We start from the raw sequence: 13,663 nt of genomic DNA, 5'->3' as shown, positions 1-13,663 counted from the left end.
CATGGCCGCCCGCAGCAAGGCCCGCAAGCGCGCCGTCGACGTCCTCTACGAGGCCGACCTGCGCAGTTCGGACCCGCTGGCCGTGCTTCGCGACCGCATCGCCGAGGGCCATCCTCCGGTGGCCGAGCACACCGTCCGGCTGGTCGAGGGCGTGGTCGCGCACTCCGCCCGCGTCGACGAGCTGATCGACACCCACGCCCGCGGCTGGTCGCTGGACCGGCTGCCCGACGTCGACCGCGCGATCCTGCGCATGGCGACCTTCGAGCTGCTGTGGGCCGACGACGTGCCCGACGCCGTGGTGATCGACGAGGCCGTCGAGCTCGCCCGGTCGCTGTCCACCGACGACTCGCCGGCGTTCGTCAACGGCGTGCTCGGGGCGATCCTGGACGCCGAGGTGCCGGCCTAGGTCGTGCGTTTCGTCGGCCTCCGGCCGACACCGCGGCCAGGTGCCGTTCCCGGCCGCCGCTGAGCCCGACCGTCGCACCCTTCGCGACGCCCTCCGGGCCCCACTCGGGCACGACACCGCGGCCAGGTGCCCTCCCGGCCGCCGCTGAGCCCGACCGTCGCACCCTTCGCGACGCCCTCCGGGCCCCACTCGGGCACGACACCGCGGCCAGGTGCCGTTCCCGGCCGCCGCTGAGCCGGACCGCGCGCACGGCCGGTTCAGGAACGCTGGCCCGCCCCGGCGGCGGTCAGCATGGCGGCCAGGCGGGCGCTGGACTGCCGGCGGTGCGCCCGGCGCAGGGCCGCCCGGCGGTGCGCCGCGAGCAGGAGATCGCGGTCGGGTGACGCGGTGACGACAGGTGCGGACACGGGGACTCCTCGGGCAGTGGTGGGCTCGACCTCACCGCGGACGCTAGGGGCGCCCTCTGACAGTTCCCTTGCAGCCGGCTTGCGAGCGCCTGTACGCGGCCGTCCCCGGGCCTTGCGGGTGTTCCTCGTGCGTTGCCGGGCCTGCAGGCCCGGCAACGCACGGGGAACACCCGCAACGTGGCGGCAGCGGGCACCAGGACGGCACGAGGCCCGGCCCCTCGGGGAGGGACCGGGCCTCGGACGTGCGGGGGAGAGCGCCTCAGCGCGGGGCGCGGCGGCGCTCCCAGTTGGGGTTGAGCTCGCCGTCCTCGTCGTCGGCGGACGCGATGCCCTCCATGCCGGGGGACAGCACGCCCCACTCGATGAGCCGGCCGGTCAGCTCGTCGGGGCTCATGTCGTAGATGATCGCCAGCGACTTGAGGTCCTCGGCACGGATGCTGAGCACCTTGCCGTTGTAGTCGTGGCGCTGCGCCTGGATGGTCGAGGCGTAGCGGGCCAGCGGCCCGGCCTCGTCGGCGGGCAGCGAGCCCAGCGACTCCAGGTTCAGCACGATCTTCGTCGTGGCCGTCACCGCCGAGCTCGGCCGCGGGTCGGGCAGCAGCTCGCTCACCGGCACGCCGTAGAAGACGGCCAGCTCGGAGAGCCGCTGCACCGTGACGGCGCGGTCACCGCGCTCGTAGGAGCCGACGACGACCGCCTTCCAGCGGCCGTGCGACTTGTCCTCCACCCCCTGCAGAGAGAGACCCTGCTGGTTGCGGATGGCGCGCAGCCGGGCGCCGAGGGCCCGCGAGTAGTCGGTGCTCATCCCGTGTCGCTCACTGTCCGTCGTCGTTCGTGGGGCGCTGTCGTCACTCACGGTACTGGTCCAGCCGACGGGACGACAGCGGGCCACCCGTGGGTGTCACATCCTGGACCAGCGGCGACGTCCGCAGGGCCTGCGACGCGCTCCGTCGTGACAGACCGTGGTCGGCCGGTGGCGGGGCCCGTGCGCGCGAGGTGGGTCACATCAGGGGGTGCAGTACCGTGGTCGCCGGTCCACCCACTCCTTTAACGACCCGTCCGGCGAGGCGGGGAAGGAGGCCTGATGGCCGGTTCGCCCCCGGCTGCGTCGAGCAGCCGAGAAGCCCGCGGTCCCGCAGCGCCCGGCGCGTTGCTGACCGCCCCCGACGTCGCCCGCGTGGTCGACCGGATGGCCCACCAGCTGATCGAGAAGGCCGCCAATGGTCTGGCCGATCTCGTGCTGGTCGGCATCCCCACCCGCGGCGCCCCGCTGGCGCGGCGGCTCGCCGCCCGGGTCACCGCGTTCTCGGGCACCCCGATCGACGTGGGCACCGTCGACATCACCCTCTACCGCGACGACCTGCGGCTGCGCGGGGTCCGGGCGCTGGAGGACACGGTGCTGCCCGCCGGCGGGATCGACGGCCGGCTGGTCGTGCTGGTCGACGACGTCCTGTTCTCCGGCCGCTCGGTCCGGGCCGCCCTGGACGCCCTGCGCGACCTCGGCCGGCCGCGCGCGGTGCAGCTGGCGGTGCTCGTCGACCGCGGCCACCGCGAGCTGCCGATCCGCGCGGACTACGTGGGCAAGAACGTTCCGACCTCGCGCGGCCAGTCGGTGCGGGTGCGGCTGGCCGAGACCGACGGCGTCGACGAGGTCCGGGTGACCGAGCCGGAGGAGCCGGCGGCGGGGACGACGGGGGAGGCCCGGTGAAGCGCCACCTGCTGGAGGCCGGCGACCTCGACCGGGTCGACGCCACCCTGGTCCTCGACACCGCGGCGCAGATCGAGGCGGCGCTGACCGGCCGCGAGGTCAAGAAGCTGCCGACCCTGCGCGGGCGCACCGTGGTCAACCTCTTCTACGAAGACTCCACCCGCACCCGGATCAGCTTCGAGCTGGCCGCCAAGCGGCTGAGCGCCGACGTCATCAACTTCTCCGCCAAGGGCAGCAGCGTCTCCAAGGGCGAGAGCCTCAAGGACACCGCGCTGACCCTGGAGGCGATGGGCAGCGACGCCATCGTCATCCGGCACGGCGCCTCCGGAGCCCCGCACCAGCTGGCCTCCTGGGTGCGTGGCAGCGTGGTCAACGCCGGCGACGGCACGCACGAGCACCCGACGCAGGCGCTGCTGGACGCGTACACGATCCGCCGCCGGCTGGGCCGGCTGGAGGGCGTGCGGGTGGCCATCGTCGGCGACGTGCTGCACAGCCGGGTGGCCCGCTCCAACGTGGTGCTGCTGCACACCCTGGGCGCCGAGGTCACGCTGATCGCCCCGCCGACGCTGCTCCCGGTCGGCATCGGCAGCTGGCCGGCGGAGGTCTCCTACGACCTGGACGCCGTCCTGCCCAAGGTCGACGTCGTGATGATGCTGCGCGTGCAGGCCGAGCGGATGACCGCCTCGTTCTTCCCCAGCGCGCGGGAGTACAGCCGCCGCTACGGCCTCGACGCCCGGCGGATGGCCGTGCTGGGCGACGAGGCCATCGTCATGCACCCCGGCCCGATGAACCGCGGCATGGAGATCGCCGCGGACGTCGCCGACTCGGTGCGGTCCACCATCGTCGAGCAGGTCGGCAACGGGGTCTCCGTGCGCATGGCCGTGCTCTACCTGCTGCTCGGAGGCGCCCCGTCGTGAGCTCGTACCTGATCAAGGGCGCCCGCGTCCTCGGCGGCGACCCCGCCGACCTGCTGCTGCGCGACGGCCGGATCGCCGCGATCGGCGAGAGCCTGTCGGCGACCGGCGCCGAGGTCCTCGACGCGACCGGGCTGATCGCGCTGCCCGGCCTGGTCGACCTGCACACCCACCTGCGCGAGCCCGGGCGGGAGGACGCCGAGACCGTCGAGACCGGCAGCCGCGCCGCCGCGCTGGGTGGCTTCACCGCCGTCCACGCCATGGCCAACACCGACCCGGTCGCCGACACCGCGGGCGTCGTCGAGCAGGTGTGGCGGCTGGGACAGGAGGCCGGGCTGGTCGACGTCGTCCCGGTCGGCGCGGTGACCGTGGGCCTGCGCGGCGAGCGGCTGGCCGAGCTGGGCGCGATGGCCGACTCGGCCGCCCGGGTGCGGGTCTTCTCCGACGACGGCATCTGCGTCAGCGACCCGGCGCTCATGCGCCGCGCGCTGGAGTACGTGAAGGCCTTCGACGGGGTCGTCGCCCAGCACGCCGAGGAGCCGCGGCTGACCGTCGGCGCGCAGATGCACGAGGGCGACCGCTCAGCGAAGCTCGGCCTCACCGGCTGGCCCGCCGCCGCCGAGGAGGCGATCATCGCCCGCGACGTGCTGCTGGCCCAGCACGTCGGCGCGCGGTTGCACGTCTGCCACGTCTCGACCGCCGGGTCGGTGGAGATCCTGCGCTGGGCGAAGGCCCGCGGGGTCGACGTCACCGCCGAGGTCACCCCGCATCACCTGCTGCTCACCGACGCCTGCGCCGAGGGCTACGACCCGGTGTTCAAGGTGAACCCGCCGCTGCGCACCGACGGTGATGTCACAGCCCTGCGGCACGGGCTGGCCGACGGCACGATCGACGCCGTCGCCACCGACCACGCCCCGCACGCCGTGGAGGACAAGGAGTGCGAGTGGGCCCAGGCCCGGCCCGGCATGCTCGGGCTGGAGCAGGCGCTGGCGATCGTGCAGGACACGATGGTCGAGACCGGGCTGCTCGACTGGGCCGGGGTGGCCGACCGCATGTCGGTACGCCCGGCGGCGATCGCCCGCCTGGCCGGGCACGGCCGCCCGCTGGCCCCCGGCGAGCCCGCCAACCTCGTGCTGCTGGACCCCGCCGCGCGGTCGGTCGTCGACCCCGCGGCGCTGGCCAGCCGCAGCCGCAACAGCCCCTATGCCGGCCGGGAGCTCCCCGGCCGCGTGGTCGCGACGTTCCTCCGGGGCGTCCCGACCGTTCTGGATGGAAAGGCACAGCGTTGAGCGACGCGATCCTCGTGCTCGAGGACGGCAGGACCTTCCGCGGCGACGCCTACGGCGCGACGGGGACGACGGTCGGCGAGGCGGTCTTCGCCACCGGCATGACGGGCTACCAGGAGACGCTGACCGACCCCAGCTACGCCGGGCAGATCGTCACCATGACGGCGCCGCACATCGGCAACACCGGGGTCAACGGGGAGGACGACGAGAGCCGCCGCATGTGGGTGGCCGGGTTCGTCGTCCGCGATCCGGCGCGCCGCGCGGCCAGCTGGCGGGCGACCGGCAGCCTGGACGACGAGCTGGTCGCGCAGGGCGTCGTCGGCATCAGCGGCATCGACACCCGCGCCCTGACCCGGCACCTGCGCGAGCGCGGCGCCATGCGGGCGGGCATCAGCACCGAGCTCGACGGCGAGCAGTTGCTGGCCCGGGTGCAGGCGGCCGACGCCATGACCGGCGCCGACCTCGCGCCGACGGTGAGCACGCAGGAGGCCTACGTCGTCCCGGCGGTGGGGGAGAAGCGCTTCACCATCGCCGCGCTGGACCTGGGCATCAAGACGGCGACCCCGCGGCACCTGGCCGAGCTCGGCGTCGAGACCCACGTGCTGCCCTCGACCGCCACCGCCGAGGAGCTGCTCGCCGCGGGCCCCGACGGCGTCTTCCTCTCCAACGGCCCCGGCGACCCGGCCGCGGCCGACTACGCCGTCGCTGCGGTGCGCGGGGTGCTCGACGCCCGCCGGCCGCTGTTCGGCATCTGCTTCGGCAACCAGATCCTCGGCCGCGCGCTGGGCCTGGGCACCTACAAGTTGCGCTTCGGCCACCGCGGACTCAACCAGCCGGTGCTCGACCGGGTCAGCGGCACCGTGCGGGTGACCAGCCACAACCACGGCTTCGCCGTCGACGCCCCGCTCGACCGGCCCACCGACACCCCCTACGGGCCGGTGGAGGTCAGCCACGTCGGCCTCAACGACGACGTGGTGGAGGGCCTGCGGCTGCTCGAGGCGCCGGCGTTCAGCGTCCAGTTCCACCCCGAGTCCGCGGCCGGCCCGCACGACGCGGCGCCGCTGTTCCAGCGGTTCGTCGACCTGATGGAGGCGACCCGCGGGGGAGCCGACGCCGTCAGCCCGCCCACCACCGTGCAGTCGAGCACGGGGGAGAAGGCCTGATGGCAGAGCGCCACACGGGGAGATCCGTGCACGACATGACCGGCCGACGCGACGGTGGAGCTGCCTGACCATGCCGAAGAGATCAGACATCCAGCACGTCATGGTGATCGGCTCCGGGCCGATCCTCATCGGCCAGGCCGCCGAGTTCGACTACTCCGGCACCCAGGCCTGCCGCGTGCTGCGCGCCGAGGGGCTGCGCGTCAGCCTCGTGAACAGCAACCCGGCGACGATCATGACCGACCCGGAGGTCGCCGACGCCACCTACATCGAGCCGCTGACCCCGGAGTTCGTCGAGCGGGTCATCGCCAAGGAACGGCCGGACGCGCTGCTGGCCACCCTCGGCGGGCAGACCGCGCTGAACATCGCGATCGGCCTGTACGAGAACGGCGTCCTGGAGAAGTACGGCGTGCGGCTCATCGGCGCCGACGTCGACGCGATCAACCGCGGCGAGGACCGGCAGATGTTCAAGGACATCGTGCGCTCGATCGGCGCCGACGCCCCCCGGTCCACGGTCTGCGCGAGCGTCGAGGAGGCGATCGCCACCGCCGAGGAGGTCGGCTACCCCGTCGTCATCCGGCCCTCGTTCACCATGGGCGGCCTGGGCTCGGGCTTCGCGACCGACGAGGACCAGCTGCGCCGGATGGCCGCCCACGGCCTGGCCGACTCCCCGGTGCACACGGTCCTCATCGAGGAGTCGGTGCTGGGCTGGAAGGAGTACGAGCTCGAGCTCATGCGCGACCGCAGCGACAACGTGGTCGTCATCTGCTCGATCGAGAACATCGACGCGATGGGCGTGCACACCGGCGACTCGGTGACCGTCGCCCCGGCGATGACCCTCACCGACCGCGAGTACCAGCGGATGCGCGACGTCGGCATCGACGTCCTGCGCGCAGTCGGCGTCGACACCGGCGGCTGCAACATCCAGTTCGCGGTCAACCCGGCCGACGGCCGGCTGGTCGTCATCGAGATGAACCCCCGGGTGTCGCGGTCCTCGGCGCTGGCCTCCAAGGCCACCGGCTTCCCGATCGCCAAGATCGCCGCGAAGCTCGCCATCGGCTACACCCTCGACGAGATCACCAACGACATCACCGGCGTCACGCCGGCGGCGTTCGAGCCGACGCTGGACTACGTCGTGGTGAAGATCCCGCGGTTCGCGTTCGAGAAGTTCCCCGGCGCGGACCCGCGGCTGACCACGACGATGAAGAGCGTCGGCGAGATCATGTCGATGGGCCGCAACTTCGCCGAGGCGCTCGGCAAGGCCATGCGGTCGACCGAGACCAAGGTCGCCGGCTTCTGGACCGGCGAGCCCGACGGCCGGTCGGCCGAGGAGCTCCTCGACGTCCTGCGCGTCCCCGTCGACGGCCGGCTCTACGTCGCCGAGCAGGCCCTGGCCGCCGGCGCCACCGTGGAGCAGGTCGCGGAGGCCAGCGGGTTCGATCCGTGGTTCGTCGACCAGATCGCGCTGGTCCAGGAGGTCGCCGCGGAGGTCCGCGACGCCCCGGCGATCACCGCCGAGCTGCTGCGCCGCGCCAAGCGGCACGGCCTGAGCGACCGGCAGGTCGCCGTGCTGCGCCCGGAGCTGGCGGGGGAGGACGGCGTCCGGACGCTGCGCTGGCGCCTGGGGATCCGGCCGGTCTACAAGACCGTGGACACCTGCGCCGCGGAGTTCGCGGCCCGCACGCCCTACCACTACTCGTCCTACGACGAGGAGACCGAGGTGGAGCCGCGGGAGAAGCCGGCGGTGCTGATCCTGGGGTCGGGCCCCAACCGGATCGGCCAGGGCATCGAGTTCGACTACTCCTGCGTGCACGCCGTCATGGCGCTGCAGGACGCCGGCTACGAGGCGGTGATGGTCAACTGCAACCCCGAGACCGTCTCCACCGACTACGACACCGCCGACCGGCTGTACTTCGAGCCGCTCACCTTCGAGGACGTCCTCGAGGTGGTCGAGGCCGAGCGTGCCGCCGGCCCGGTCGCCGGGGTCATCTGCACCCTCGGCGGGCAGACGCCGCTGGGGCTCGCGCAGCGGCTCAAGGACGCCGGGGTGCCGGTGCTCGGGACCTCTCCGGAGGCCATCGACGACGCCGAGCACCGTGGCGCCTTCTCTCGCGTGCTGGCCGACACCGGCCTGCTCGCGCCCAAGCACGGCACGGCCACCACGTTCCCCGAGGCCCGCGCGATCGCCGCGGACATCGGCTACCCGGTGCTGGTCCGCCCGTCCTACGTGCTCGGTGGGCGGGGGATGGAGATCGTCTACGACGACGCCACCCTCGAGGCCTACATCGCCAAGTCCACCGAGGTCAGCCCGGCGCACCCGGTGCTGGTCGACCGGTTCCTCGAGGACGCCGTCGAGATCGACGTCGACGCGCTCTACGACGGCGCCGAGCTCTACCTCGGCGGCGTGATGGAGCACATCGAGGAGGCCGGCATCCACTCCGGCGACTCCGCGTGCGCGCTGCCGCCGATCACCCTGGGCTCGGCCGACATCGCCAAGATCCGGACCGCCACCGAGAAGCTGGCCGCCCGGATCGGGGTCCGCGGCCTGGTGAACGTCCAGTACGCGATCAAGGACGACATCCTCTACGTGATCGAGGCCAACCCCCGCGCGAGCCGGACGGTGCCGTTCGTCTCCAAGGCGACGGCGGTCCAGCTGGCCAAGGCCGCGGCCCGGATCGCGGTGGGGCAGACCATCGCCGAGCTGCGGACGGCGGGCGTGCTCCCCGCCACCGGCGACTTCGGCGACCTGCCCGAGGACATGCCGATCGCGGTCAAGGAGGCGGTGCTGCCCTTCCACCGGTTCCGCACCGTGGAGGGGCACAACGTGGACAGCGTGCTGTCGCCGGAGATGAAGTCCACGGGCGAGGTCATGGGCCTGGACATCCACTTCGGCACCGCGTTCGCCAAGTCCCAGGCGGCCGCGTACGGCTCGCTGCCCACCGAGGGCACCGTGTTCGTGTCGCTGGCCAACCGGGACAAGCGCTCGGCGATCTTCCCGGTCAAGCGGCTGGCCGATCTCGGCTTCACGGTGCTGGCCACGGCAGGCACCGCCCAGGTCCTCCGGCGCAACGGGGTCACCTGCGAGGTGGTCGGCAAGTACAGCGAGGGCCCGGGCAACTGCGTCGAGCGGATCCAGGCCGGCGACGTCGACATCGTGGTCAACACGCCGTTCGGCGCGCCGGGCAACAGCGGACCGCGGCTGGACGGCTACGAGATCCGCGCCGCCGCGGTCAGCTCCGGCATCCCCTGCATCACCACCGTGCAGGGCCTCGGCGCCGCCGTGCAGGGCATCGAGGCGCTGCGGGCGGGGGAGATCGGCGTCCGCAGCCTCCAGGAGCTGCACGCCGCCCTGGCGGCGCACCGGTGACCTCGTACCTGACCGAGCCCGCGGCGCCGGCCGCGCAGCCGCCGGTGCAGCGCGAGGTGGCGGTGCTCGCCGCCCGGCCGGTCGGCGCCTACGTGGAGCTGACGCTGGCCGCGCCGGAGATCGCCGACCGCGCGCAGCCGGGCCAGTTCGTGGCCTTCGCCGTCGGCGGGCCGATGACCGCGCACCTGCTGCGCCGCTCCATCGCGATCGCCGGGGTCGACGCCGGCCCGGGGGCCGGCACCGTCACCGTCGTCGTCGCCCCGCACGGGCCCGGCTCCACCTGGCTGGCGCAGCGCCGGGTCGGGGACGCCGTGGACGTCGTCGGTCCCCTCGGCCGGCCGTTCCCGCTGCCGGATCCCGGCGTGCCCGCGCTGCTCGTCGGCGGCGGCTACGGGGCCGCGGCGCTGGTCGGGCTGGCCTCGCTGCTGCGCGCCCGCGGCTCCCGCGTGCTGGCGGTCACCGGTGCGGCCGACGCGGCGCGGCTGTGCTCGGTCGCCGAGCTCGGGGAGGTGGCCGACGTCGTCGCCGTCACCACTGACGACGGCAGCGCCGGACGGCCCGGGCGGGTCACCGTCGCGGTGGCCGAGCTCATCGGGGAGGCCGGCATCGCCTACGCGTGCGGGCCGATGCCCATGCTGCGCGCGGTCGCGGACGCCGCGACCGCCGCGGGCGTGCCCTCCTACGTCGCCGTCGAGGAGTCGATGGCCTGCGGGATCGGGGTCTGCATGACGTGCGTGCTGCCGGTGGTCGGGGAGGACGGGCTGACCCGCTTCTCCCGCTCCTGCACCGAGGGGCCGGTGTTCGGTGGGGACCGGGTGCGCTTCGCCGACGTCGGCGCGCTGCCCTGGGACGTCGTCGGCGCCGACGCGATGGGGGTGGTGGCCCCGTGACCGCGCTCGACACCGCCGTGGACATGACGACGGCGCTGGGAACGGCGCCGCTGGGAAGCCCGGTGCTCACCGCCTCGGGCTGCTCCGCCTTCGGCCAGGAGCTCGAACCCTTCGTGGACCTGGCCGGCCTCGGCGCCGTCGTCACCAAGTCCGTGCAGCTGCGGCCCCGGTCCGGGCGCCCCACGCCGCGGATGGCCGAGACGCCCAGCGGGATGCTCAACTCCATCGGCCTGCAGGGCCCCGGCATCGAGGGTCTGCTGGCCGGGGAGCTGCCGTGGCTGGCGCAGCGCGGCGTGCCGGCGTTCGTCTCGATCGCCGGCACCCGGGTCGAGGACTTCGCCGAGCTGGCCGCCCGGCTGCGCGGCGTTCCCGGCGTGCTGGGCCTCGAGGTCAACATCAGCTGCCCGAACGTGGAGAGCCGCGGCGAGGTGTTCGCGTGCGACCCGGTCGCCGCCTCGGAGGTGGTGTCCGCCGTCCGCGCCGCCGCGGACCCGGCCCAGCCGGTCTACGCCAAGCTCAGCCCGGACGTCACCGACATCGTCTCCGTCGCGCGGGCGGTCTCCGAGGCCGGCGCGGACGGCCTGTCGATGATCAACACGCTCCTCGGGCTGGTCATCGACCCCGACACGATGAAGCCGGTGCTCGGCGGGGTCACCGGCGGGCTGTCGGGCCCGGCGGTGCGGCCGGTCGCCGTCCGCTGCGTCTGGCAGGTGCACGCCGCGCTGCCGGAGGTGCCGATCCTCGGCATGGGCGGCATCCGCACCGGCCTCGACGCCCTGCAGTTCGTGCTGGCCGGGGCCTCGGCGGTCAGCGTGGGGACGGCGGTCTTCCACGACCCGTCCGCCACCGCGCGGGTGCACCGGGAGCTGGCCGAGGCGCTGGCCGCGCGGGGGTTCTCCTCGCTGCGCGAGGCCGTCGGGTACGCGCACCGATGACCGCGACGTTCGGACAGCGGCTGGCCGGCGCCGTCGCCGCCCGCGGCCCGCTGTGCGTGGGCATCGACCCGCACGCGCCGCTGCTGGAGCGCTGGGGGCTGCCCGACTCCGCCGATGGGCTGGCCCGGTTCACCGACACCGTCGTCGACGCGCTGGCGGGCACGGTCGCCGTCCTCAAGCCGCAGCTGGCGTTCTACGAGCGGCACGGGTCGCGGGGCCTCGCCGTGCTCGAGGACGCCGTCGGCCGCGCCCGCGCCGCCGGAGCCCTCGTGCTGCTGGATGCCAAGCGCGGCGACATCGGCTCCACGATGGACGCCTACGCCGACTACCTGCGGCCCGACCACCCGCTGGCCGTCGACGCCCTCACGGTCAGCCCCTACCTCGGCCCGGGCTCCCTGCAGCCGGCGGTCGACACCGCCCGGCAGCACGGCGGCGGCCTGTTCGTGCTGGCGCGGACCTCCAACCCCGACGCCGGCACGCTGCAGCACGCCGTGGTCCGGGGGCCCGGGGCCTCGGAGCGGTCGGTCGCGCAGGTCGTCGTCGACACCGTGCGCGGCTGGAACACCCCCGGCTGGGTGGTCGGCGACCCGCTGCCCGACCTCGGGGCCGTCCGGGACCAGGCGAGCAGGTTCGGGCCGACCACCGGGTCCTTCGGCGTCGTCGTCGGGGCCACGCTGCGCGAGCTGGACGTCGACCTCACCGGTCTCGGCGGGCCCGTGCTCGCCCCCGGGCTCGGCGCCCAGGGCGGGTCGCCGGCGGACCTGCGCCGGCTCTTCGGCCGAGACGGCGCCGTCGTCCCCACCGTCTCGCGGGACGTCCTGGGTGCCGGCCCCGACCCGGCCGCGCTGCGGGCCGCCGCCGCGCGGTGGGCGGGGGAGCTGGCGGCCTGAAGGGCCCTTGTACCCCGCTGACCTGCGGTCCCTCGGCGTGTCGCGATGTGGATGTCCCCGGGATCGCGGGCGTACGGCGGCGAAACCGGATCGTCACGTATCCCGGTTGACCAGCGTGGATGACGCACGGTCAGCTGGGTGGTGGACGCAGGGTGAACACGGCGGCACCCAGTGCCGCGAAAATGTGCCGAGGGTGGGCGTGACCTGCGCATACGCCGGTTACTAGGTTGACGTCAGGCTCCTCTCGGAGCTCCAGCACCACCGAGCTCAGCCACCAGCCGGGGCCCACCCGTCGCCGGCGACGACACGATTGGGTCGCAACGATGCCTCTTCCCAGCCTGTCCCCCGAACAACGCGCGGCCGCGCTCGAGAAGGCCGCCGCCGCCCGCAAGGCCCGCGCCGAGCTGCGCGAGCAGCTGAAGAGCAAGGGCGCCACGGTCGCCGACGTCCTGAAGCAGGGTGAGACCGACGAGGTGATCGGCAAGATGCGCGTCAGCGCCGTGCTCGAGTCCCTCCCCGGTGTGGGCAAGGCCCGCGCCGCGAAGATCATGGAGCGGCTCGAGATCTCCCCGACCCGCCGCGTGCGGGGTCTGGGAGCCAACCAGCGCCGGGCGCTGGAAGCGGAGTTCGGCGGGGACCAGGTGGCGACCGAGCAGGTCCCCGCCGACGCCCGCAGCTGACCGCACACGCACAGGACGAGGACGACGACGACGTGGTGCCCGATGCCCCTGCCTTCCTGCACCACGCGCGACTGACCGTGCTCTCCGGGCCCTCCGGGGTCGGCAAGGGCACGGTGGTCGCCGAGGTCCGGCGCCGCTACCCCGGGGTCTGGCTGTCGGTGTCGGTGACGACGCGGCGGCCGCGGCCCGGGGAGACGGACGGGGTGCAGTACCACTTCGTCGACGACGCCGAGTTCGACCGGCTGGTCGCCACCGACGGCCTGCTCGAGTGGGCCGAGTACGCGGGCAACCGGTACGGCACCCCGGTGGCCCCGGTCCGCGAGCGTCTCGCGACCGGGGCTCCCGCCCTGCTGGAGATCGAGCTGCAGGGCGCCCGCCAGGTGCGGGCCCGCGACCCCGAGGCGCAACTGGTGTTCCTCGCGCCTCCCTCGTGGGCGGATCTGGTCAGCCGCCTGGCCGGGCGGGGCTCCGAGCCGCCGGAGGTCCAGGAGCGCCGGCTGGCCATCGCTCAGGCCGAGTTGGACGCCTCCGGGGAGTTCGACGTGGTGGTCGTCAACGACGACGTGGCCCGCGCCGCCGACGAGTTGGTAGGCTTGTTGACTGCGCCCTCGCCCGACCTCTGCCGGGGAGGCGCTCACGAGTGAGTCCGGCCCCCGGGCCGACCACTCCCGCTGATCGATCTGAGGAGCACGCCCACCCGTGTCCGGAGTCGCACCTGCCCCCGAGGGCATCACCAACCCGCCGATCGACGAGCTGCTCGAGCGCACCAGCAGCAAGTACGGCCTGGTGATCTTCGCCGCCAAGCGTGCGCGGCAGATCAACGCCTACTACAGCCAGCTCTCCGAGGGCCTGCTGGAGTACGTCGGCCCGCTGGTCGACACCGCGCCCCAGGAGAAGCCCCTCTCCATCGCGCTCCGCGAGATCAACGAGGGCCTGCTGACCCACACCGCCGGCGAGAACTGAAAAAGGACCACCCTGTCCCCCCATCGCTCGCAAGCTCCCGATGGGGCCCCTACAGCG

14 protein-coding genes are annotated in these 13,663 nt (G+C 74.0%); 12 read left to right on the top strand and 2 right to left on the bottom strand.

Annotated features, from left to right (window positions below; translation table 11 throughout):
* The first annotated feature begins 1 nt into the window (after position 1).
* Positions 2 to 406 (top strand): transcription antitermination factor NusB, encoded by a 405-nt coding sequence (gene nusB, locus BMY88_RS12440; RefSeq protein WP_091943603.1) that lies wholly within the window; start codon positions 2 to 4, stop codon positions 404 to 406.
* 257 nt (positions 407 to 663) lie between these two features.
* Here the strand turns inward: nusB and BMY88_RS23850 are convergent, their stop codons facing one another.
* Complete coding sequence (locus BMY88_RS23850) at positions 664 to 813, bottom strand: hypothetical protein (protein WP_170861086.1); 150 nt, start codon at positions 811 to 813, stop codon at positions 664 to 666.
* Positions 814 to 1,072: 259 nt separating this feature from the next.
* Positions 1,073 to 1,618: a transcriptional regulator BldD gene (bldD, locus tag BMY88_RS12435; RefSeq protein ID WP_091943601.1), complete on the bottom strand. Its 546-nt coding sequence runs from the start codon at positions 1,616 to 1,618 to the stop codon at positions 1,073 to 1,075.
* A gap of 279 nt (positions 1,619 to 1,897) precedes the next feature.
* Between bldD and pyrR the strand changes: the two genes are divergently transcribed.
* From pyrR to rpoZ, 11 genes are all read left to right on the top strand, one after another.
* Positions 1,898 to 2,521: a bifunctional pyr operon transcriptional regulator/uracil phosphoribosyltransferase PyrR gene (pyrR, locus tag BMY88_RS12430; protein WP_091943599.1), complete on the top strand. Its 624-nt coding sequence runs from the start codon at positions 1,898 to 1,900 to the stop codon at positions 2,519 to 2,521.
* Complete coding sequence (locus tag BMY88_RS12425; RefSeq protein ID WP_091943597.1) at positions 2,518 to 3,438, top strand: aspartate carbamoyltransferase catalytic subunit; 921 nt, start codon at positions 2,518 to 2,520, stop codon at positions 3,436 to 3,438. Before pyrR ends, BMY88_RS12425 begins: the two co-directional genes overlap by 4 nt.
* Positions 3,435 to 4,724: a dihydroorotase gene (locus BMY88_RS12420; protein ID WP_091943595.1), complete on the top strand. Its 1,290-nt coding sequence runs from the start codon at positions 3,435 to 3,437 to the stop codon at positions 4,722 to 4,724. The genes BMY88_RS12425 and BMY88_RS12420 overlap by 4 nt, the downstream gene beginning before the upstream one ends.
* Positions 4,721 to 5,884, top strand: a complete 1,164-nt coding sequence (gene carA, locus BMY88_RS12415; RefSeq protein ID WP_091943593.1) for a glutamine-hydrolyzing carbamoyl-phosphate synthase small subunit — start codon at positions 4,721 to 4,723, stop codon at positions 5,882 to 5,884. The genes BMY88_RS12420 and carA overlap by 4 nt, the downstream gene beginning before the upstream one ends.
* 70 nt (positions 5,885 to 5,954) lie before the next feature.
* Positions 5,955 to 9,248, top strand: a complete 3,294-nt coding sequence (gene carB, locus BMY88_RS12410; RefSeq protein WP_091943592.1) for a carbamoyl-phosphate synthase large subunit — start codon at positions 5,955 to 5,957, stop codon at positions 9,246 to 9,248.
* Positions 9,245 to 10,138, top strand: a complete 894-nt coding sequence (locus BMY88_RS12405; protein WP_091943590.1) for a dihydroorotate dehydrogenase electron transfer subunit — start codon at positions 9,245 to 9,247, stop codon at positions 10,136 to 10,138. Before carB ends, BMY88_RS12405 begins: the two co-directional genes overlap by 4 nt.
* On the top strand, positions 10,135 to 11,073 hold the full coding sequence (locus BMY88_RS12400) for a dihydroorotate dehydrogenase (protein WP_244524641.1): 939 nt from the start codon (positions 10,135 to 10,137) through the stop codon (positions 11,071 to 11,073). The genes BMY88_RS12405 and BMY88_RS12400 overlap by 4 nt, the downstream gene beginning before the upstream one ends.
* Positions 11,070 to 11,963 carry an orotidine-5'-phosphate decarboxylase gene (pyrF, locus tag BMY88_RS12395; RefSeq protein WP_091943588.1) on the top strand — a complete coding sequence of 298 codons (894 nt, stop codon included), beginning with the start codon at positions 11,070 to 11,072 and terminating at the stop codon, positions 11,961 to 11,963. Before BMY88_RS12400 ends, pyrF begins: the two co-directional genes overlap by 4 nt.
* A 323-nt stretch (positions 11,964 to 12,286) precedes the next feature.
* Positions 12,287 to 12,643: an integration host factor, actinobacterial type gene (gene mihF / locus BMY88_RS12390; protein ID WP_091943586.1), complete on the top strand. Its 357-nt coding sequence runs from the start codon at positions 12,287 to 12,289 to the stop codon at positions 12,641 to 12,643.
* Between the two features lie 32 nt (positions 12,644 to 12,675).
* A complete protein-coding gene (gene gmk, locus BMY88_RS12385) occupies positions 12,676 to 13,287 on the top strand; it encodes a guanylate kinase (protein WP_091943584.1) in 612 nt (203 codons plus the stop codon).
* Between the two features lie 55 nt (positions 13,288 to 13,342).
* Complete coding sequence (gene rpoZ / locus BMY88_RS12380; protein WP_012949163.1) at positions 13,343 to 13,606, top strand: DNA-directed RNA polymerase subunit omega; 264 nt, start codon at positions 13,343 to 13,345, stop codon at positions 13,604 to 13,606.
* Positions 13,607 to 13,663: the final 57 nt, after the last annotated feature.

Source organism: Trujillonella endophytica (assembly GCF_900110555.1).
Taxonomy (GTDB): domain Bacteria; phylum Actinomycetota; class Actinomycetes; order Mycobacteriales; family Geodermatophilaceae; genus Trujillonella; species Trujillonella endophytica.
The sequence above is the reverse complement of the archived record's forward strand: the minus strand, read 5'-3'. Positions and strand labels throughout refer to the sequence as shown.